Source organism: uncultured Psychrobacillus sp., from assembly GCF_938022135.1.
GTDB lineage: Bacteria > Bacillota > Bacilli > Bacillales_A > Planococcaceae > Psychrobacillus.
Window position 1 is genome coordinate 1 of the sequence record NZ_CALIED010000071.1, and the last position, 22,480, is coordinate 22,480.

The window sequence follows — 22,480 nt, forward strand, 5'->3', positions numbered from 1 at the left end:
ACAGCAGGAGGGCGAGACTACAGGCTCGAGCCGTGACCCCAGGAAAGCGACCGTCGTAACGGAGAACAACCGCTAAGAAGTAGTTGAATTGATTTAATTAGGGATGAGTTATCTCCTCACCTCCTTGTCGAATTCTAACGAGAAATGAAATTCTTTCTCCTTTAATCTACACAACATCTTCAAACGGATGAACCGATTGGGCAAACGGTGCATATGATGTTATGACTTGATTACAAGGAGGAAGAACATGAAATATTTGCGACATATCGTGACGAAAGCAGTAGTTGCTAAGGGTAAAAAGAGAACGGAATCTTGTGAGACGCTTCGACCACCAAACACACCTTCTAGCATTTTAGGGTGCTGGGTTATCAATCATACGTACCAATCTAAAAAACACGGGAAATTTGTAGAAGTATCTGGGAAATTCGATATCAACGTGTGGTATGCCCACCACGATCACTCTAAAACATCTGTATTTACGGAGACGGTGAATTACAAGGATCGCATTAAACTAAGCTATAGAGACAAAGATGCAACTGGTGAGGAAGTTCATGTACGTGTCATTCAGCAGCCAAATTGCACAGAAGCAATTATTGTAAAAGGCTGTGAATTCCAAGTTACGGTAGAGAGAGAGTTACTTGCAGAGGTAGTCGGAGAAACAACTGTTTGTATTCAAGTTTATGATGAGGACTTCGAGGAAGAATGGTCTTACGAGGATGAGAGTTCATCTAGCTCTTCCAGCTCATCTAGTTCATCCAGCTCATCCAGCTCTTCAGACGATTTCCACGATTCATCTTCACTTTAATAAGCCGGCGCTGGCCGGCTTTTTTTTGCTTTAAAGTATGAATTTTTTTTTTGAGATACCATAAATTGCATGCACTGGCATGGTCATGTAGCTCTTCTAACTAGTCCCTTCTAATGATTGCAATAGGTCTCCTCTAAAGCTAGTTTTTCCCACAAGAAACATCTAAAAACAAGTCGTATTATGTCTGCGGTGATTATTTAATTTGTTATAATAGGGGGAGTAACAATGAGAAGAGGGAAACAATGACTACAATTACTCCAATGATGCAACAATATTTAAAGATTAAAGAAGACTACATAGATGCTTTTTTGTTTTTCCGTCTCGGTGACTTTTACGAGCTATTCCATGATGATGCGATTAAGGCGGCATCCATCTTGGAAATTACTTTAACAAGCAGAAAGGATGGCATTCCAATGTGTGGAGTGCCACATCATGCTGCACAGAGCTATATAGAGACCCTAATTTCGAAAGGGTATAAGGTAGCGATATGCGAGCAGGTGGAGGATCCGAAGGTTGCTAAAGGTGTGGTTAAACGTGAGGTTGTTCAACTGGTAACTCCAGGTACTCTGATGGAGGGAAAGGCATTACAAAATAAAACGAATTATTTTATTGCCTCAGCAGATTTATTGTCCACGGAGGAGGTTGTCTTTTCCTATTTGGATGTGTCCACAGGTGACGGGTTTACTACTATTATAAAAGGAGACGAGAAGGAAGTCGTTCAGCAGCTCTTGGCGCTACAGGCAAAGGAGTTAATCGTAAGCGAACAATTATACTTAGTGATAAATGACTTATCCTCTATTCACGATTTCACGTTATCCATTGAGCAAGAGGAATTGTCGGATGATGAAGCTGCGAAGTATGTGGTAAATCATCCAGCAGAGACCTATCGTACAGTCAAGCGCTTGTTAAAATACATACAGAAAACACAAAAACGATCATTGCTTCATATTCAACCGTTTAACTTTCAGGAAAGAGAATCATTCCTTGCAATGGATTACCATTCTAAACGTAATTTAGAGCTTGTTTCCTCGATACGAAGCGGAGATCAAAAAGGAACGTTGTTATGGCTTTTAGATGAAACGGTTACTGCTATGGGCGGTAGAAAGCTAAAGCAATGGATTCATCAGCCACTTGCCAATAAAAGTGCGATTGAATCTAGGCTCAATATAGTTACCAGCTTCCTAGATGATTTCATGTTAAGAGAGGACATAAAAGAGCTTTTCAAAGAGGTCTATGATTTAGAACGACTGGTTGGAAGAATCGGCTTTGGAAGTGCTGGAGGACGCGACCTTGCCCAACTTAGACAGTCTCTTTCTAAAATTCCACAGATCAAGCAGCTTTTATTGGAGACACAAGACGAAACGCTACAAGTATTAGGAGAAGCGATTGAAGATTGCCAGGACATTTGGAGAAAGCTAGAGGATGCGATTAGCGAGCAGCCACCAATTTCTGTTAAAGATGGCGGAGTTATAAAAAATGGTTACAATGACCGCTTAGATAAGCTTCGAGATGCTTCTGTTAACGGGAAAAAATGGATTGCAGAGCTCGAGAGAAGAGAACGAGAGATCACTGGGGCTAAAAATTTAAAAATAGGCTATAACCGAGTATTCGGATATTATATTGAGTTAACGAAGTCGAACATTCACTTGGCAGATGAATCAAGATATGTCCGAAAACAGACTCTAGCAAATGCTGAAAGGTATATAACTGATGAGCTCAAGGAGAAGGAATCCCTTATCCTTTCAGCTGAGGATGAAAGCCTAGTTTTAGAGTATGAGCTTTTCTCTGAGCTGCGAGAAGAAATTAAACAATACATCCCACTAGTGCAAAAGCTAGCGAAGCAAATTAGTGAGCTAGATGTGTTCATTTCGTTTGCAGAGGTCGCTGAAAAGCATCGTCTGACAAGACCGATGTTCCATGACTCGAATGCGATGATTATTAAAGAGGGAAGACATCCGGTTGTGGAGAAGATGATGAACAATCAGCTGTATGTCCCAAATGATTGTGTACTGACTGAAAAGGAAAATATGCTACTTATTACTGGACCGAATATGTCAGGTAAGAGTACCTTTATGAGACAGGTAGCCATTACTGTCATAATGGCTCAAATTGGCTGCTACGTGCCTGCTAAATCTGCTGAGCTGCCAATCGTCGATAAAATATTCACTCGAATAGGAGCAGCCGATGACCTGGCAGGGGGACAAAGTACCTTCATGATTGAGATGATGGAATCTCAGCATGCCATAGTCAATGCAACAAGCAAAAGCTTACTATTGTTTGATGAAATCGGACGTGGGACTTCTACTTACGATGGTATGAGCTTAGCCCAGGCCATGATGGAATATATACACGACCATATTGGAGCAAACACGTTGTTCTCCACTCATTATCATGAGCTGACAGAACTAGAGCAAACGTTATCGATGCTACGAAACGTCCATGTGGCTGCTACTGAACAAGATGGTAAGGTAGTGTTCCTACACAAGCTAAAAGAAGGTCCAGCCGATAAAAGCTACGGAATACATGTCGCAGAGCTTGCGCAGCTACCAGAAGAGATTATCTCAAGAGCTCGAGATATCCTGAAGTCGTTTGAACAGCAGGAGAGAAAAGAGTCAAATGAGAGAAACGGGGCAAATACTCAGCTGTCATTTTTTGATGAGGCGGCCTCTTCTGAAGCTCCCGTAGCCATTGTAAAAGCGGAAGAGACTAATGAAGAAGAAAATGAAACAGCAAGAATTATTATGAAAAAGCTTAAAAAGGTCAACATTTCGGGTACAACACCTTTAGAGGCCCTTCAATTATTATACGAGCTACAAAATGAGCTAGATTAAAAAATATAGGTGGTGAGCAACAATGGGGAAAATCGTCGTAATGGAAGAGCTCTTATCTAACAAAATAGCGGCAGGGGAAGTCGTTGAAAGGCCAGCCTCCGTAGTGAAGGAGTTAGTAGAGAATGCCATTGATGCAGAAAGCACCTCCATAGAAATTATGCTAGAGGAGGCAGGATTAGCTAAAATTCAGGTGACAGACAATGGTAAGGGAATGGACGAGGAGGATGCTTTACGTTCCTTCTCCAGACATGCCACTTCCAAAATAATGACGGAGCACGATCTGTTCCGCATACGCTCCTTAGGGTTCCGTGGAGAGGCCTTAGCCAGTATAGCTTCTGTTTCTAAAATCGATCTTTGGACATCAGATGGAGAAAATGTAGGGACTAAGGTTATGCTAGAAGGAGGAAAAGTTATCTCCTGTACTCCTGCCCCAATCCGAAGAGGGACGGACATTGTAGTAAAACAGTTATTTTTCAACACACCAGCTCGACTAAAGTATTTAAAAACGATTCAAACAGAGCTAGGACATACAATTGATTTGATCAATCGCTTAGCGCTTAGCTTTCCTGAAATAGCATTTAAGCTATCTCATAACAATCAGACAATCATACAAACGAGCGGCCGTGGAGACTTAAGACAAGTGCTTGCTTCCATATATGGCGTGTCCAATGCCAAGAAAATGATAAAATTCGAAGCAGAATCGTCGGATTTTAAAATCTCAGGCTATGGAACACTGCCCGAGATTACAAGAGCGTCTAAAAACTATATGACGATTTTGGTTAACGGGCGCTGGGTCAAGCATTACGGATTAAATAATGCCATTGTAGAGGCATATCATACGCTACTACCGATAGGGCGCTTTCCAATTGTCGTTTTAAACATTGAAACAGACCCAATGCTGACTGATGTTAACGTACATCCAGCGAAGCATCAGATTCGTTTGAGTAAGGAAAAGGAACTGATGGAGCTGGTGAAACAAACCATCCGTAAGGTGATGCATCGTTCTCAACAACCACTAGAGATTAAAGAGAAGCCTGTAAAGCCAAAACCTCAGCCAAGTTTCCAGTTTGATTTTTTTAAACAAACATATGAGCCAGTAAAGCAGGAGGTAACGGAGCAGGAAGGTATGTCTGTCACACCTACTCGAAGTGCTGATCAACAACCTGAAATAGAGTCGACTAAATGGGATGACAACACGACAGTCATGGAAGAGAGCTTTCCTACTAATGAGGAACCTTATTCTGAAACTGAACTCGAACTAAGAGACCCGTTTCCCGATTTGCATGTGGTCGGCCAAATCCATGGTACATATATTGTTGCTCAAAGTGAAGATGGATTTTATTTGATTGACCAGCACGCAGCACAGGAACGAGTGAAGTATGAGTATTACAAGGAAAAGGTAGGGGACGTGGATGTAACAGAGCGTCAAGCACTTTTACTGCCACTCACCTTCCATTATTCTTTGGATGAGGCCTATCGTATTAAAGAATCCATCGATGAGCTGCACAAAGTAGGGATATTCTTGGAGGAATTTGGTTCCTCTAGCTTTGTTGTGAGAGACCATCCCGTATGGTTTCCAAAAGGACATGAAACTAAGATTATTGAGGGACTAATCGAGCAAGTATTGACGAATCGCAAAACAGATATTAAAAAGCTCCGGGAAGAAGCAGCAATTATGATGAGCTGTAAGCTTTCGATTAAAGCAAACCATTATTTAACGTTGCATGACATGGAGCAGCTGCTAGTCAGTCTTAAAAATGCGAAGCATCCTTTGACGTGTCCGCATGGCAGACCGGTCATTGTCCATTTTTCTACGTATGAAATTGAAAAGATGTTCAAACGAGTAATGTAGGAGGGGTTATATGGGAAAATATATTTTATCCATCGATCAAGGTACTACTAGTTCAAGAGCTATTCTATTCGATAAAAAAGGGAATATCGTTCACTCTGCGCAAAAGGAATTCAAGCAGCACTTTCCAAAGTCTGGCTGGGTGGAGCATGATGCGAAGGAAATCTGGGGAACCGTACTATCGGTATTGGCGGCAGTTTTAACAGAAAGCGGCAGTCAACCCGGAGACGTCCATGCCATTGGGATTACTAATCAACGCGAAACAACGGTGGTATGGAACAAGCGCACGGGAAAACCAATCTATAATGCAATTGTCTGGCAATCGAGGCAGACACAATCTATTATTGATGAGCTGAAGAAAGAGAATCTGGAATCCTTCTTCCAGGAAAAAACGGGCTTAAAGCTAGATCCCTATTTTTCTGCAACCAAAGTTAAATGGATATTAGATAATGTCGAGGGGGCAAGAGAACAGGCAGAGGCTGGCGAGCTACTGTTTGGAACCATTGATACATGGCTAATCTGGAAGCTTTCAGATGGAAAGGCTCATGTCACAGATTATTCTAATGCCTCCCGGACAATGCTCTATAATATATTCGAACAAAAGTGGGATCAGGAAATTTGTGAAAAGCTAAATATTCCAATGGGCATGCTCCCTACGGTTGCTTCCTCCTCTGAGGTTTATACGAAAACTGATCCTTCTGTATTCTTCGGTAAGGAGATTGATATAGCAGGCGCTGCAGGTGATCAGCAGGCTGCCTTGTTCGGACAATGCTGTTTTGACAAGGGAATGGCTAAAAATACGTATGGTACTGGTTGCTTCATGCTATTGAATACCGGAGAGGAAGCGGTAACCTCTGAGAACGGTTTATTGACGACAATCGCATGGGGCATAAATGGGAAGGTGACCTACGCATTAGAGGGAAGCGTTTTTGTCGCTGGTTCTGCTATACAATGGCTTCGTGATGGGCTTCGTATGCTAAAGCGTGCGAGTGAATCTGAAAGCTATGCGAAGCGGGTGGATTCGACAGAAGGGGTATATGTCGTCCCTGCCTTTGTAGGATTAGGAACCCCTTATTGGGATTCTGATGCAAGAGGCTCTATATTTGGTCTGACCCGAGGCACGACCAAGGAACACTTTATCCGTGCAACACTTGAGTCTCTTGCCTACCAATCGAAAGACGTTTTAGATACGATGATTAGTGATTCTGGTGTCTCTGTGGAAGTGTTACGCGTAGATGGTGGTGCAGTAAGTAATGAATTCCTCATGCAATTTCAAAGTGATTTGTTACACTTACCCGTAGAGCTTGCAAAACTTAACGAGACAACCGCACTAGGAGCCGCCTTCCTTGCCGGCTTGGCGACAGGGTTCTGGAAGGATGAGCAGGAGCTTTCCGATCTAAGGGAAAGCCAGCGCTTATATGAACCTCAAATGGAGGAAGAAAGAAGAAACCGATTATATAAAGGCTGGAAATTGGCCGTTGAAGCAACGAGATTATTTAAATTTCAGGACGAGGAGTGGAATAAGTGAAATCTTCAGTAGAACGTGAACAAATACTTAATACATTAAACTTTTACGAATTCGATGTTTTAGTTATCGGAGGCGGTATTACAGGAGCGGGCATAGCGCTTGATGCAGTTACAAGAGGTATGTCCGTAGCCTTAGTGGAAATGCAGGACTTTGCAGCTGGTACATCAAGCAGATCGACCAAGCTAATCCATGGTGGTTTGCGTTACCTTAAGCAAATGGAAATTAAAATGGTAGCTGAAGTAGGGAAAGAAAGAGAAATTGTATACGAAAATGCAGTTCATGTCTCTAAACCTACTGGAATGCTACTTCCATTCCATAAGCAAGGAACGTTTGGTCCTGTAAGCACATCCGCTGGATTAAAGCTGTATGATTATTTAGCTGGTGTAAAAAAAGAAGAGCGTCGTCTAATGCTCTCTGCTAAGGAAACACTAGAAAAAGAGCCTTTGGTAAAAAGTAAGGACCTTCTTGGTGGTGGCTACTACGTTGAGTATGTAACGGACGATGCGCGACTAACAATTGAGGTTGTAAAAAAAGCGATTGAAAAAGGAGCCGTATGCTTAAACTATGCTAAGGCAAGATCTTTCCTTTATAGTGATGATAATAAAGTAGTTGGTGCTGAAATAGTAGACATGGTCACAAACAAGAGAATCGCGATCCATGCTAAAAAAGTAGTGAATGCAACTGGGCCTTGGGTAGACGGCGTAAGAGCGCTAGACGCAATCGAAAATAAAAAGAAGTTGCGACTAACTAAAGGTATCCACGTAGTAATCGACCAATCTATTTTCCCATTGCACCAGGCCATCTATTTTGATACACCTGATAAACGAATGGTATTTGCAATACCTAGAGACGGCAAAACATATGTTGGTACAACCGACACCTTTTTTGAAGGAAAAATTCAAAATCCAGTAGCGACTTTACAGGACGTTGAATATCTATTAGATGCCATCCATTATATGTTCCCTGGTGTCCAAGTAGGAATTGAGCATATTGAATCTACATGGGCAGGTGTTCGTCCTTTAATCTATGAGGATGGTAAGGATCCTTCGGAGATTTCACGGAAAGATGAAATTTGGCAATCGGAGGCGGGGCTATTAACAATAGCAGGCGGTAAGCTGACTGGCTATCGTAAAATGGCAGAAACAATCGTCGATAAGATATCCAAACAACTTGGGGATGAAAAGTATGGCCCTTGTGTAACGAAGCATTTGAATTTGTCTGGTGGTGAAATTGGTGGCTCCGAACAATTCGAAGGGTTTGTTGCATTAAAAGAGCAAATCGCTCCTTCCTACGGGTTGACGCAAGAAGAGGGAAGAAGGTTGGCTAAGCTCTACGGCTCTAATGTCGATAAAGTGTTCCAATACGCTCATATCCTCTCTACTGTTCCATCCAATTTGCCATTAGGTTTGCTAGCGCAGATTTACTATGCAGTGCATGAAGAAATGACGTACTCCCCTGTAGACTTCTTGGTAAGAAGAACGGGTATGCTTTATTTCCGTATTGACCAATACAAATTGTATAAAGATGAAGTGCTGAATGTGATGAAGCAATTGCTTCAGTATTCAGAGGAAGAGACCGAAAGTTTTTCGCAACAATTAGAAGAAGCTTTAATAGATGCTATGTTTTCGAAAGGTAGTGTTGTGGAGTGAAGCAAATTCTAGAAGCAAAGATGTCAGACGGGCACCTCATTTATGTGATGAGATGTATACCAACTGATACACCAATTGGCCATGTTCACCTTATGCATGGATTGGCTGAGCATATTGAGCGTTACGATGAGTTTGTCGATTTTCTGGTTGATAAGGGTTTTATCGTAAGTGGTCATGATCATCGCGGGCATGGAAAGACTGCAGTAAAGAATGGTCAGTTAGGCTATTTTGCAGACCGTGCTGGCTTTGAAAGAATTACGGAAGATGTACGAGAAGTACTGCTAACTGTTCGAGAAGGATTAACGAATATCCCTCTTATTTTATTCGGACATAGTATGGGCTCGTTCGTTGCTCGTCGGTATATGCAAAAATATAGTGATTCTCTATCTAAAGTCATCCTTAGTGGTACAGCGTATGATCCTGGCGTATTAGGCAACATTGGAAAACTAATTGGTAAAGCAGCTTCTAAGATTAAAACACCACAGTCGGAAAGTCCTTTGCTTAACTCGCTAGCATTTGGCGGATTCAACAAGAAAGTTGCTCATCCGGAAACTCCTTTCGATTGGTTAACTAGAGACGGGGAGGAAGTAAGGAAGTATATAGAGGATCCTCTATGTGGTTTTATCCCATCTAACCAGCTATATGTCGATATGTTTGGTGGCATGAGAGCTATTCATAAAGAATCAGAGATCATGAAAGTTCGTAAGGGTCTACCAGTACTAATGATAAGTGGAGCAAAGGATCCTGTCGGAAAAGACGGCAAGGATGTATTTAAAGTAGCGGAAGGTATGAAAAAAGTAGGTATGAAAAATATAACCGTGCAATTGATAGAAGATGCAAGGCATGAACTTTTAAAGGAATTAGGGAAAGAGCAAACAATGGAATTTATATATAAGTGGATGATGAAGGATGAATAGTAATCCAGCAGTTATTGCGATTGTAGGACCAACTGCAGTTGGTAAGACGGCATTAAGTATAGAGCTAGCAAAGTTTTGTGACGGGGAGATCATTAATGGGGACTCTATGCAGGTCTACCGAGAACTTAACATTGGAACAGCGAAAATAACAAAAGATGAAATGGAAAATGTTCCACACCATCTGTTAGATATCAAAGATCCGACCGAGGGCTTCTCTGTGGCGGAGTATCAAAGGCTCGTACGAGAAAAGATAAAGGATATTGCCTCTAGAGGAAAAGTGCCTATTATTGTGGGGGGGACTGGGCTTTATGTTCAGTCGGTTTTATACGATTTCCGCTTTTCAGAGCAGCCAAAGCAAGACAGCTCAAGGGTGAAGGAGCTGGAAGGTATGTCCTCTGAGGTATTATATTCGATGCTGCAGGATGTAGATCCAGTGGCTGCGAAGGACATTCACCCGAACAATGTGCAAAGAGTCATCCGAGCAATCGAGAGGCAAGAGCTAACTGGAAAGCAAAGAGACGAGATTGAGCAAAATCAAGGCAAGGAAAAGGTTTTCCCACACTATATCATTGGTCTGACAATTGATCGTGAGATACTGTATCAGCGTATTAACAAGCGAGTAGATCTGATGATAGAACAAGGACTGTTACAAGAAGTAAAAGGTCTATATGATAGAGGAATAAGAGATGTTCAATCCATTCAAGCCATAGGGTATAAGGAAATCTATGACTATTTGGATGGGAAATCGACCCTTGAGGATGCCGTGGACACACTAAAACAAAATTCTAGAAGGTATGCTAAGCGACAATTAACCTATTTCCGTAACAAAATGGATATACAATGGTTCGATCCAGTTAAAGACCGTGAAAGTATTTTAGAAGAAATTAGTAGGTTCTTGCAGGAAAATCAATAATTTAAGCGAATAGTTAAAGTGATACGTTTTTAAGCGAAATTGCAAACGGGGGTATTGGGATGAAACCAATGAATATTCAAGACAACTATTTAAATCAGTTAAGAAAAAACGAAATCTTTGTAACAGTCTTTCTGTTAAATGGCTTTCAACTAAAGGGGACAGTGAAATCCTATGATAATTTCACTGTATTGTTCGAATCTGATGGGAAGCAACAGCTCATTTATAAACATGCGATTTCTACATTTGCTCCATCTAAGCCTGTAAAGCTATCAGAAGAGTAAAATCTAATTCATTGACAGTTCCACTTGCTCCAATTATTATTTGATAGAATCTTTAAATGAAGTGGAGAGGTTATTTATGAAAACTATTACGACAGATGAACTTCTAAAAAAAATAGATGCGGGCGAACAAGTCAACATTATTGATGTGCGCGAACAAGAGGAAGTAGATGCAGGAATTATTCCTGGAGCTAAGCATATTGCTTTAGGTCAAGTGGAAACGAGCTTGGATCAAATCGACCCGTCCGTTCCTCATTACATAATTTGCAAAGCTGGTGGCCGCAGTGCGATGGCTTGTGAAGTCCTTGAAGAGAATGGTTACGATGTAACGAATGTAACAGGTGGAATGATGGCCTGGGACGGGGAAGTGCAATTCTAAATATTTAATGCAATAAGGGGCTAATTTCATTTATTGAAATTAGTCTTTTCTCTTTTATCAAAAAAACGAGTTTAAAAGTATAATTCATCAAACAAAATACAAAGTACAATGAATAGAATTAGGAGATGCATCATGGAATTTACAACTACCTTATCAGAAAAAGTATTGGCTCTGGCAACTTCGGCAGAAGCCAAGATTGCAGATTATCACAAAGAAGTAGAACGTATCGCGTTTCACAATCAACAAAAAGTCCTTCATGCCTTCAAAACACATCATGTGAGTGATCATCATTTTAATCCTTCGACTGGCTATGGCTACGACGATGAAGGTCGGGATACGTTAGAACGAGTATATGCAACAACCTTCGGAGCAGAGGCAGCTCTAGTAAGACCGCAAATCATTAGCGGGACTCATGCAATCTCAATCAGTTTATTTGGTGTTCTTAGACCAAATGATGAGCTGTTATACATAACCGGCAAACCGTATGATACTTTACAGTCGATTGTCAGTGGCGGAGAAGAGGATACGGGCTCTTTAGCTGATTTTGGTATCAGTTATCAGCACGTTGACTTGCTAGAGGAAGGAGCGGTGGATTGGGAAGCAGTTAAAAATGCAATACATGACAAAACCAAGGTGGTCGCCATCCAACGTTCAAAGGGCTATGCTGTTCGTCCTTCTTTCACAGTGTCGCAAATCAAGGAAATGGTAGAAAAAATTAGATCGATTAAGCAGGACGTCATTATTTTTGTAGATAATTGCTATGGAGAATTCGTGGAATCCTTAGAGCCAACTAATGTCGGAGTAGATTTAATGGCAGGTTCTCTGATTAAAAATCCTGGTGGTGGGATTGCTAAAACTGGTGGGTACATTGCAGGAAAAAAAGATTTTGTTACAAAATGCGCTTACAGAATGACTTCTCCGGGTATAGGTTCAGAGGCGGGTGCTTCACTGAACACATTATTAGATATGTATCAGGGATTCTTCCTAGCTCCCCATGTTGTCTCACAGGCAGTTAAAGGCGCAATCTTTACTTCCGCAGTATTGGAGGAAGTAGGTATGTCAACGGAGCCACATTACACTCAAAAACGTACGGATTTAATACAATCCGTCTCCTTTCAGACACCTGAGCAAATGATTCAATTCTGCAAGGCAATCCAAATGCATTCACCCATTAATGCCCAATTTGCCCCAGAGCCGGCCTATATGCCTGGCTACGAGGACGATGTTATTATGGCTGCGGGTACATTTGTGCAAGGCTCAAGCATGGAGCTGACTGCAGATGGTCCGATCAGACCTCCATTTACGGCGTTTATACAAGGTGGGTTAACATACGAACATGTCAAATATGCGATTTTAGGAGCAGTTCAGTCCTTGAATAAATAACAAAAAAATACCACTTTCTAAATATAGAGAGTGGTTTAATTTTTTTGAAAATTTTATGTAAGTTTTGCTGACATGGTGTTGACATGTTAGCTAACATCACATATACTATGTTTATAACCTACATAGGAGGTGCAGCGATGGAAAAGGAATGGAGACGTTCCATGCCACTGCTATCGATGAATATTGTCATGCAGCTAACTGGTTTAACCGCTAGACAAATTCGCTATTATGAAGAGCAAGAATTAGTTCAGCCTGCACGGACGGAAGGTAAGCAACGCATGTTCTCACTGGATGATATCGATGTCTTGTTAGAGATTAAAGACCTTCTGAAATCGGGTGTGAACATAGCCGGTATTAAACAAATTTTTGAAATGAAGAAAAATCCTGCAACCTCTAAGGATGTTCGACAAGTAATTTCTGATCAAGAGTTACGCGCCATTGTAAAGGAAGAGATGCGACTGGCACAAAGTCAGCAACGTGCTTCTTTAAGACAAGGGGACTTATCCCGCTTTTTTCGTTAAGTAAGCTTCAACAAAAATATCAAATATTTAGGAGAGTGGAAAAATGAGTAAGTATACTAAAGAAGACATCAAAAAGTTCGTTCAAGAGAATGAGGTGAATTTTATTCGTCTTCAATTTACAGACATACTAGGTACGATTAAAAACGTGGAAATTCCAGTGAGTCAGCTCGATAAAGCTCTTGACAATAAAATGATGTTTGACGGATCCTCAATTGAAGGATTTGTTCGTATAGAAGAATCAGATATGTTTTTAGTTCCAGATTTAGATTCATGGGTAGTGTTCCCTTGGATTACAGGTAAAGGGAAAGTAGCTCGTCTTATCTGTGACGTAAATAAAGCAGACGGTACTCCATTCGCTGGAGATCCACGTAGTAACTTAAAACGTATATTAAAAGAAATGAAAGAGTTAGGGTTTACTAGCTTTAACTTAGGGCCAGAGCCAGAATTCTTCCTGTTTAAATTAGATGCTCAAGGCGAGCCGACACTTGACTTAAATGACCATGGCGGTTATTTCGATTTAGCTCCAATGGATCTTGGGGAAAACTGTCGACGTGATATCGTACTTGAATTAGAAGAAATGGGCTTTGAAATTGAAGCATCTCATCATGAGGTAGCTCCAGGGCAACATGAAATCGACTTCAAATATGCAGACGCTGTAACTGCTTGTGACAACATCCAAACGTTCAAGCTTGTAGTTAAAACAATTGCTCGTAAGCATGGTCTACATGCAACATTCATGCCAAAACCATTGTTCGGTGTGAACGGCTCAGGAATGCACTTTAACGTTTCATTATTCAAAGGGAAAGAAAATGCATTTTTCGATGAATCTGCAGATATGCAAATGAGTGAAACAGCAATGCAATTTATGGCTGGTGTATTGAAGCATGTACAAAGCTTCACTGCAATCACTAACCCAACTGTTAACTCGTACAAACGTCTTGTACCAGGCTACGAAGCACCTTGTTACGTTGCATGGTCAGGTCAAAACCGTAGTCCTTTAATTCGAATTCCTTCTTCAAGAGGTTTAAGCACACGAATCGAGGTTCGTTCTGTAGATCCAGCAGCAAACCCATACCTGGCTATGGCAGTTATTCTTCAAGCGGGATTAGATGGTATTAAAAACAAATTAACACCACCACCAGCAGTAGACCGTAACATTTATGTTATGTCAGAAGAAGAGCGCATTGAAAATGGTATCCATAACTTACCACCATCATTACATGCTGCAGTTCAAGAGCTAGGCAAAAACGAAATCATTCGCGGAGCACTAGGTGAACACATCTATGCTAACTTCGTAGAAGCAAAAGAAATCGAATGGGATATGTTCCGTACGACTGTACATCCTTGGGAACGTGAGCAGTACTTGAAGATGTACTAAGCTTAATTTAGCGAGGATTGTTGACTAGATTTATGGGGTGGTTTTAGTAGAATTATTGGTAAAAATTATTTTCACCCTATTTTCACCCCATAAAATAGGTAAAAAAATATAATTTGAAAACATCGTTCAGTCGTAAGTTGACTTGTTCGGTGTTTTTCTTTTTTATTTTGTTTGATACATGAGTATATACATCAGCAGTTATTTGGTTACTACCATGCCCTAGTTGTTTTTGAATATATTTAATATCAGTTTCAGCTTCCATTAATAAAACTACATAAGTATGCCGTAAGGAATGTATAGGCAAAGACTTTACTTCTGCCCTTTTGAGGATTCGTTCGAAGGCATCAAATAGAGAAGACTTTGGCATAGGTTCTCCGTCTTTTCTACAGAGTATTAAGTTGAGATCATGTCGAAATACATCTTTCAATATAAGTTTGTTTTGATTTTGAATGATAAGATGAGTCTTTAAAGTATTGATTGTTGTATCGGCCATTCATTGTTTCTCATTTTGCGTATCTTTGTTTCACCGATCAGTTCATCTTCGGCAATAAATATTTGAATTAGAAGCTTTACTTCAATTTCAGCAGAGAGGTTTCCCGAAATCTGGAATATAATTTGAATTCTACCCATATTATATACAAACAAGCCATCCAATAGCCGTCGTGCTTGGTGTAGAAATAATAATGAGGAGGCCAGACTTAAAATATGTTACGTTCTCAAAGCACTAGGAAGCTGAAACGGCAGTGGGGTACGGAGCGTCACTCAACGCCCCTGTCGATTTTTCATGACAAGCCGTCTACTAGGAAAATGGCATATGGCGGCTTAGCAATAATAATGACTATTGGATTCTGGATTGCTTATGTAATATCGACAATTATAAAGGAGTATTTCAAGGGTCCGATTACATATCAGTTCGTGATGGAGTCACTCGGATATCTGTTAATTGTCACACTTCTAACTTTTTCAGCTCTAATGTATCTCATAGCACGACAGGGTGCCTTGCAGCGTTTTAGTAAACATGTACGTATACCTCGTGCTGATATTGATAGGTACTTGGAGAAGAATCAGCCGAAGGTTACTGTATTGATACCGTCTTACGATGAAGAGCCGGAAGTTGTTCGAAAGACCCTGTTATCTGCTGCTCTACAGGAGTATCCCCATATCCGAATTGTTCTCCTTTTGGATGACGCCCCGTACCCGAAAGATCCAGCGGCTTCAGATCGACTCAACGCCACTCGGCAGTTGGTTAAGGAAATCAATGATTTATTTGCTGCCCCCCGTCAGCTATTTGAGTCTAAACTTACAGAATACCTAAGCGAGCTGGAGTCGTCATCGCATATCAGACCAGAGATTACGAAGGAACTGGCTGAACACTATGCCTGGGCGGCGGATTGGTTAGATCAGTTGGTCAATAAGGAAGAGATTGGTGACCATGTTGGGGAATTTTTTGCAGATGAAGTGGTGGGCGGTTTATCAAGTGAGTTGCGCTTGGTTTATAAAGCTTTGCTTGCTTCCTACAATGAAAAGGTAAGTATTCCCGTTAACAGGATCAGTCAACTCTATAAACGTTTGACCTGGATATTTAATACGGAACTGGATATTTTCGAACGGAAAAAATTCGCTTCATTATCTCACGAGCCCAATAAAGCCATGAATCTTAATTCTTATATCGGACTTATGGGTCGCACGTTTGATCAGGTAGAAACACCGGATGGTCCTATACTGGTGCCCGCGACCGAAATTCAGAACGGCAGGAATATTACATTTCCGGATAGCGAATTTGTACTTACATTAGATGCAGATTCCATACTGCGTCCGGGTTATTGTTTACGCTTGGTCTATTTCTTACAGCAACCGGATAATGTACGTGTTGCGGTGGTTCAGACACCGTATTCTTCATTTCGTGGAGCCGCTACCCGCATTGAGCGGATTGCTGGAGCTACAACTGACATCCAACATATTCTACACCAAGGTATGACTTACTATAACGCAACATTCTGGGTCGGAGCCAATGCTATTATACGGAAGTCTGCATTGGAACAAATCAGTGAGACGGAATGGGTGGGTAACTTTGAAATACGAAGGTATATTCAGGACCGCACTGTTATCGAAGATACGGAATCTAGTGTCGATCTAGCCAAACATGATTGGACGCTTATCAACTATCCTGAACGTCTAAGTTACAGTGCAACTCCGCCTGATTTTGGTTCACTTATTGTACAAAGACGTAGATGGGCAAATGGGGGTCTTATCATTTTGCCGAAGCTATGGTCATTGGTTCGAAATCGTAAAAAACAAGGAAACACGATGTCTAAAACCGAAATATTAATTCGTGTGAATTATCTGGCTTCCATTTCTTGGGCGAGCTTTGGGCTATTATTTATGTTAGCTTACCCCATAGATGGGCGTCTCCTAAGTCCATTAGTAATTTTTGCGGCGTTGCCATACTTCTTAGCGATGTCCAGCGATTTAAAATATTGCAATTATAAACGGAGCGATGTCTTCAGGATTTATGGTTTCAACTTGATACTCTTACCGGTGAATTTAGCTGGTGTGCTTACATCAATACAGCAGGCTCTTAGTGCCCAAAAAATCCCCTTTGCTCGCACACCTAAAATAAAGGACCGTACAGTATCTCCAATGTTGTATGTTATTTCACCACATCTCATTATTGGAATCTCACTGGTTATTTTGTGGCGTGGCATCATGCTGGAAAACTGGGGAAATGCTGCTTTCGCAGCATTCAATGTAATTACAGCCACATGGGCTGTAGTGGAATTTATTGGTATCAAAAATTCAGTTGTTGACGTATGGCTCGGCATCAAAAATTGGTTATACGTTCCGGTAAAGAAAAAACAGAAAAATCAGGAGAAGGAGCATGCACAAAGTCTTGACTGGCAAGCAATTCTTTATCACGGCGATGCCGGGATGCGACTGTCTAATAATGCCTCCAATCAGAGTACATTGACTACATTAACACCACACGTAGAAGAAAAAGAAGTGGTGCACTCATGACCAGAGTCACGAAGATTCAAGTAGAGGAACGGAGATTATCACTATTTCGTTTGACAATTCTATGTATGATTATTGCTGGGCTTTTCACCGGTGGTTTCCTCGGTGCAACTGGCAAGATAGGGAATTTGTGGGTCTCTCGGGCTGCAGCGCAGAATCAATGGTTTGCACCATATGTAGACGTAACTGCTACCCCAATGTTTATGTTTCAGAATCTAGGGTCCACCGAACATAAGGACGCTGTTTTGGCATTCATTGTTTCTGATCCGACAAATCCTTGTGCACCCTCCTGGGGCGGGGTTTACACATTGAATCAAGCTAGCGAAACTCTCGATTTAGATCGGCGCATTGCTCGCTTACATCAACAAGGGGGGAGTGTAGCCGTTTCCTTCGGCGGTGTAAAAAACAATGAACTGGCAGTAGGGTGTACATCCACGGATGAACTCTTATCCGCATATCAATCAGTTATTGACAGATATAATTTGACTACAATAGACTTGGATCTTGAAAATTCTGGACTTACAGATACTGCTGCTGGCAACCGTCGTGCTGAGGTAATTGCTAAACTACAGTCAGAAAGACGGGCAGTTGGCAAGCAACTGGCGGTATGGGTGACACTACCTGTCTCACCCCAAGGATTGAGTCAGGATGGCACGAATGCTGTTGAACAACTGCTTGAGAATGGCGTAGATTTAGCGGGAGTAAACGTGATGACGATGGATTACGGTTCAAGTCTATCGTCTGATCAAACGATGCTGACTGCTTCAGAAAACGCTTTAATACAGACTCAACGACAATTGAAGATACTTTACAAACGGGTAGGTATCCACTTAAGTGATAAAACCTTATGGTCAAAGATTGGTGCAACGCCGATGATCGGCCAAAACGATTTTAGAAACGAAGTCTTTACCTTGAATGACGCTCAAGCCCTAAACGAATTTGCTCATTCCCGTGGTGTTGGCCGAATGTCCATGTGGTCGGTTAATCGAGATATTATGTGCGGAAGTAATTATGTTGACGTCGGTATAGTTTCAGACGCCTGTAGTGGCGTGGAACAAACGCAGTTCGGCTTTTCTGATTTGCTAGGTATGAATTTTAAGGGGGATATTGTTACGAGTGCTGGTCTCATAACAACGTCCGATCAAGTGTCAGCCAGTGAACAGGAACCTGATAACCCGGAAACAAGTCCCTACCAGATATGGTCACCAACGGTCATGTACCTTGAAGGTGACAAAGTCGTTCGGCACCATAACGTCTACGAGGCTAAGTGGTGGACAAAGGGTGATGTTCCTGACAATCCGGTTCTTCAGTCATGGGAAACGCCATGGAATCTCATAGGTCCCGTTATGCCTGGTGAAAAACCAATTCCACAGCCTACATTACCGAAAGATGCCTATCCTTCCTGGATAGAAACGGCTAAATATGAAGCCGGTCAGCGGGTAATCTTCGAAGAAGTGCCCTATCAGGCCAAATGGATGAGTCAGGGGGAAAGCCCCGCATCAGCGTTATCCGATTCTGATAGCTCAGCATGGGCGCCACTCACACAGGCACAGATAAACGCTGTATTATCAAAACTGGAGGGAAAGGAATAGCATTTAACATTTCTCTCTGAATTAATTAACAATTCCAACAATCTGATTTGGAGAACTTGTTGATTGTGCTGCTAACGCGTAATTCGGTGTTTTAGTTAAGTAAGACCATCAATTTGATCTGCCCCGTAAATGTTAGACACCAACTAACATTTACGGGGTGTTTTTATGTTATTTGTCTGAAGCAAATACAAAGAGTTTTTTTCTTGAATGTTGTATATTGATTACTGAGGAGTGATGAGCTTGACTAACGAAGAACTAAATAAAATATCGGATATTTTGTTACAAAGTCTGTATGATTATCATTTTGCTAATAATGGCGCGAGCTATGTATTACCTAAAGCTATGGTAAATACTGACCTTAATAGTAAACAAGCGATTGAATACCTGATCAAAATGGAATATGCAGTGGATAGCGGGCAGGGTTCAGATAACCTAGTTTTAGGGATCACTGCTAAAGGTATGGAGTATCTTAAAAACAAATAAGATTCACCATTGGTAAGTCCAAGTTGTTAAATCCAACCGATTAATAAGGTAAATAAAGCATCGTTCAGTTGTTGACTGGAACGGTGTTTTTTTATGTATAGAAAAAATGAGTAGTGTATAGACGTCTAACTTATTTAATAAGAAAAAATAGAGGGGAATTGGTAACTGAAGTCGAAGTAGTAATGCTTAAAGCTTAAATGAGGTGAGCCGTTTTTATGGAATTTATAATAGATAGTGCATGTTTTAACAAGGCAATTTCAGAAGTGAATAGAGCAGTTTCTTTAAAAACACAGTTCCCTATTCTCTCAGGAATTAAGATAACTGTTGATCACAATCACTTAACTCTTGTTGGAAGCAATTCTGATATTATTATCGAAAAAGTTATTCCTGTATGGAAAGATGAACTGGAAGTTTTGGAAGTCTGTCATACAGGTAGTATTGTAGTTTCAGCCCAACTTCTAAGTGAAATTTTAAAGAAGCTACCTGGAAAAATACATATAAAAGTAAATGAAGAAAAGCACGTTACCATTCAAGCGAATGAAATTGTAACTACTCTATATGGATTCAACGCAGATGAATATCCTAGTCTTCCACAAATGGAGGAGACTGAATCCATAAAAATTCTAAGTGATGAATTGGTAGAAATTATTAAACAAACAGTGTATGCAGCCTCGAAGAATGAATCTAGACCTGTCTTAACAGGAGTTAATATGTCTTTCTATCAAAACCGGCTCACGTGTATTGCAACAAATTCACAGCGTTTGGCTTTAAGGGAGCTTACCACAAATTCATTTATTAATGGTTCTTTCAATGTTCCAGCCACAAGTTTAATTGAGCTATCCAATCTAATTAACAAGGAATCTAGTGTAATAAACATATTTGTGACAGAAAGGTACATAGTATTTAAGTCAAATACCATCTCCCTCTTTTCTAAACTAATTGATGGAAATTATCCTAACATATCCGGCCTACTATCAAATAATTTCAGGACAACCATTATACTTAATACAGTTCAGCTATTAAAAGCAATAGATAGAGCTTGTCTTTTTGCAAGTGAATGGAAAAATAACAATGTACAGCTAGAAATTTACGATGGTGCTAAAATCAAAATCTCCTCTAATTCTACAGAAATAGGGAAGATTGAAGAAACACTAAGTATTAAAGCAATCACTGGGGACACTAATCTAACTATTTCACTTGATGCGATTTTTTTGTTGGATGCTTTAAAGAAAATAAAAGATGGAGAGATAAAAGTTAGTTTTAACGGATCAATGAGCCCAATTTTAATTGAGTCTATTGAACAGTCCTCTTATCTTCAACTCATTTCACCGGTACGTTCTTATTAAGTAAAACAAATAACTAGTATAGAAATTAAAAAACGTGAAATCAGCAACTTGATTTCACGTTTTTACGGGTCCTTATTTATTCAAAAACGAGCTTTCAAAGAAATCTAGAAGGTGCTCTAAAGTTATAGGGTCGCTGTAGGTAGAAGCCTTTGTATTGATTTCATATACTTGACTATTTTTAACTGCAGGGATGTTTTTCCATAGATCTGTTTCTAGGAAAGAGTTATCTACGTCTGGATTTTTGCTTAAAATTACATAATCACCTGCGTATTCTGGAAGTAGTTCAGTTGAAATAACGTAGATCCCAGATTCAAGAGCTGTATCCTTTACCTTTTCGGGCATATTCAACCCCATTGCTTGGTACAAGATTTCTGTTCCACGTGCATAATTATTTCCAAACACATAAAACTCCTTGTTTCCACTTTCAATCACAGAAACTGTTGCATCTTCACCGATTTTAGCGCGAATAGCCTCGCCAATCGATTCAGCGCGTGATTTGAAATCCTCTATCCATTCTTTCGCTTCTTTTTCTTTGTTCAGAAGCTTCCCAATTTCAAGCTGCTGTTCTAAGTAATCTAGTTTTCCCCACGTAAAAACAACTGTGGGGGCAATTTCATTTAATTTTTCAATGTTATTCATATGAGAACCTGCAATTATCAAATCTGGATCAAGTTCGATGATTTTTTCTAAGTTCTCCTCGGTTACAACTTCCACCCCGTCTAATCGTTCTTCAAAAAGAGGGTTCATCTTTGTCCAATCATCAATTCCAACTACATTTGCCTCTAATGCCAAAGCATTTGGCCCGTTTGTAAGAGTAATTATTCTTTGTGGATCTGCCGGAACCTCGATAGGGCCAGTTTCTGATTGGTATGTAATCGTATCTGATTTTGTTTCTTCTTTTCCTTGCTCCTTATTTGTTTCCTTGTCTCCACATGCAGCAAGGATAAGTACAAAGAACAGTAAGGATATCATAAATAGCTTTTTCATCATTTAAACTCCTTCTTCATCATTAAAATTTGAAATAAATTGAAGATTAATTAGTAATGATAATCATTTTCAATTGACTCTTTTAAATGTTAATTCTATTAGTTTAAAATGTCAATGTAATAATTGTTTGGATGCGTATCATTTATAAATTATTTGTACCGGCAAGTTAAGTAAGTCTTAGATAGGTTAAACGATGAGCCAAGGTAACGACTAATTTGATTCATGTATAAAAGCATTTATTTGATGTAGAAATTACGTTTTATATGAATGAATCATTAAACGAGCATTTTATATATTTTTCTTTTTTTAGGACAAGCTATTCATGTGGAATAATGGAGGAGGAATCAAAATGGAAATACTTTTAAATAGGCTGCACGAAGGAATTGAATATCTTACTTCACAAGGTAAGCAAGTTACTTTAATCAGAATGAATCCTGACATTTTTGAGTCTTTGACACAAGACGAGCTTTCGAATGTTGAAACAACTATTAACGCAGCGACTGTATTTGGAGTACCAATGGAAGCAGATGAAAATGTGGAAAAGTATGAGTTTATCATATCAAGACCACTAAATTAATTATAATTGGAATGCAAATAGGGGATTTCAGTCCAGAGAAATACCCCTATTT

General features: G+C 40.3%; 19 protein-coding genes. 17 read left to right on the forward strand and 2 right to left on the reverse strand.

What is annotated here, in order from left to right; genetic code table 11:
• The first annotated feature begins 247 nt into the window (after window positions 1-247).
• The 12 genes from cotE (at window position 248) to glnA (ending at window position 14,431) form a co-directional block, all read left to right on the forward strand.
• A complete protein-coding gene (gene cotE / locus Q0371_RS14350; protein WP_251557107.1) occupies window positions 248-805 on the forward strand; it encodes an outer spore coat protein CotE in 558 nt (185 codons plus the stop codon).
• Between the two features lie 242 nt (window positions 806-1,047).
• Window positions 1,048-3,636, forward strand: a complete 2,589-nt coding sequence (gene mutS, locus Q0371_RS14355) for a DNA mismatch repair protein MutS (protein WP_298472216.1) — start codon at window positions 1,048-1,050, stop codon at window positions 3,634-3,636.
• Window positions 3,637-3,658: 22 nt separating this feature from the next.
• Entirely contained in the window at window positions 3,659-5,488 is a 1,830-nt protein-coding gene (mutL, locus tag Q0371_RS14360) for a DNA mismatch repair endonuclease MutL (RefSeq protein ID WP_169361162.1), read from the forward strand.
• 10 nt (window positions 5,489-5,498) lie between these two features.
• Window positions 5,499-7,013 (forward strand): glycerol kinase GlpK, encoded by a 1,515-nt coding sequence (glpK, locus tag Q0371_RS14365; RefSeq protein WP_298472218.1) that lies wholly within the window; start codon window positions 5,499-5,501, stop codon window positions 7,011-7,013.
• Window positions 7,010-8,662, forward strand: coding sequence for a glycerol-3-phosphate dehydrogenase/oxidase (locus Q0371_RS14370; RefSeq protein ID WP_298472219.1), 1,653 nt, complete (start codon window positions 7,010-7,012; stop codon window positions 8,660-8,662). Before glpK ends, Q0371_RS14370 begins: the two co-directional genes overlap by 4 nt.
• Window positions 8,659-9,579, forward strand: a complete 921-nt coding sequence (locus Q0371_RS14375; RefSeq protein ID WP_298472220.1) for an alpha/beta hydrolase — start codon at window positions 8,659-8,661, stop codon at window positions 9,577-9,579. The genes Q0371_RS14370 and Q0371_RS14375 overlap by 4 nt, the downstream gene beginning before the upstream one ends.
• Window positions 9,572-10,492: a tRNA (adenosine(37)-N6)-dimethylallyltransferase MiaA gene (gene miaA, locus Q0371_RS14380; RefSeq protein WP_298472222.1), complete on the forward strand. Its 921-nt coding sequence runs from the start codon at window positions 9,572-9,574 to the stop codon at window positions 10,490-10,492. Before Q0371_RS14375 ends, miaA begins: the two co-directional genes overlap by 8 nt.
• 59 nt (window positions 10,493-10,551) lie before the next feature.
• On the forward strand, window positions 10,552-10,773 hold the full coding sequence (hfq, locus tag Q0371_RS14385) for an RNA chaperone Hfq (RefSeq protein ID WP_144541813.1): 222 nt from the start codon (window positions 10,552-10,554) through the stop codon (window positions 10,771-10,773).
• Between the two features lie 76 nt (window positions 10,774-10,849).
• Window positions 10,850-11,149 carry a rhodanese-like domain-containing protein gene (locus tag Q0371_RS14390; RefSeq protein ID WP_169361157.1) on the forward strand — a complete coding sequence of 100 codons (300 nt, stop codon included), beginning with the start codon at window positions 10,850-10,852 and terminating at the stop codon, window positions 11,147-11,149.
• 132 nt (window positions 11,150-11,281) lie between these two features.
• On the forward strand, window positions 11,282-12,532 hold the full coding sequence (locus tag Q0371_RS14395; protein WP_298472226.1) for a methionine gamma-lyase family protein: 1,251 nt from the start codon (window positions 11,282-11,284) through the stop codon (window positions 12,530-12,532).
• Between the two features lie 137 nt (window positions 12,533-12,669).
• Window positions 12,670-13,053: a MerR family transcriptional regulator gene (locus Q0371_RS14400; RefSeq protein ID WP_169361155.1), complete on the forward strand. Its 384-nt coding sequence runs from the start codon at window positions 12,670-12,672 to the stop codon at window positions 13,051-13,053.
• 43 nt (window positions 13,054-13,096) lie between these two features.
• Window positions 13,097-14,431 carry a type I glutamate--ammonia ligase gene (gene glnA, locus Q0371_RS14405; protein WP_169361154.1) on the forward strand — a complete coding sequence of 445 codons (1,335 nt, stop codon included), beginning with the start codon at window positions 13,097-13,099 and terminating at the stop codon, window positions 14,429-14,431.
• 82 nt (window positions 14,432-14,513) lie between these two features.
• Here glnA and Q0371_RS14410 read toward each other — a convergent pair whose 3' ends face one another.
• Entirely contained in the window at window positions 14,514-14,924 is a 411-nt protein-coding gene (locus Q0371_RS14410) for a site-specific integrase (protein WP_298472228.1), read from the reverse strand.
• A gap of 212 nt (window positions 14,925-15,136) precedes the next feature.
• Between Q0371_RS14410 and Q0371_RS14415 the strand changes: the two genes are divergently transcribed.
• The 4 genes from Q0371_RS14415 to dnaN all read left to right on the forward strand — a co-directional run bounded on the left by Q0371_RS14415 (window position 15,137) and on the right by dnaN (window position 20,864).
• Window positions 15,137-17,446, forward strand: a complete 2,310-nt coding sequence (locus Q0371_RS14415; protein WP_298472230.1) for a glycosyltransferase family 2 protein — start codon at window positions 15,137-15,139, stop codon at window positions 17,444-17,446.
• Complete coding sequence (locus Q0371_RS14420) at window positions 17,443-19,035, forward strand: glycosyl hydrolase family 18 protein (protein WP_298472231.1); 1,593 nt, start codon at window positions 17,443-17,445, stop codon at window positions 19,033-19,035. Before Q0371_RS14415 ends, Q0371_RS14420 begins: the two co-directional genes overlap by 4 nt.
• A 240-nt stretch (window positions 19,036-19,275) precedes the next feature.
• Window positions 19,276-19,518 (forward strand): hypothetical protein, encoded by a 243-nt coding sequence (locus tag Q0371_RS14425; protein ID WP_298472233.1) that lies wholly within the window; start codon window positions 19,276-19,278, stop codon window positions 19,516-19,518.
• 215 nt (window positions 19,519-19,733) lie between these two features.
• The gene (gene dnaN / locus Q0371_RS14430) at window positions 19,734-20,864 is read left to right on the forward strand and encodes a DNA polymerase III subunit beta (RefSeq protein WP_298472235.1); all 1,131 of its coding nucleotides are present in this window, start codon (window positions 19,734-19,736) and stop codon (window positions 20,862-20,864) included.
• 72 nt (window positions 20,865-20,936) lie between these two features.
• On the opposite strand, the gene Q0371_RS14435 is transcribed toward dnaN, so the two are convergent.
• Window positions 20,937-21,851: an iron-hydroxamate ABC transporter substrate-binding protein gene (locus Q0371_RS14435; RefSeq protein WP_251557131.1), complete on the reverse strand. Its 915-nt coding sequence runs from the start codon at window positions 21,849-21,851 to the stop codon at window positions 20,937-20,939.
• A 349-nt stretch (window positions 21,852-22,200) separates the two neighbouring features.
• On the opposite strand from Q0371_RS14435, the gene Q0371_RS14440 reads away from it, so the two are divergent.
• Entirely contained in the window at window positions 22,201-22,428 is a 228-nt protein-coding gene (locus Q0371_RS14440) for a lactate dehydrogenase (protein ID WP_169361148.1), read from the forward strand.
• The last annotated feature ends 52 nt before the right edge of the window (window positions 22,429-22,480 follow it).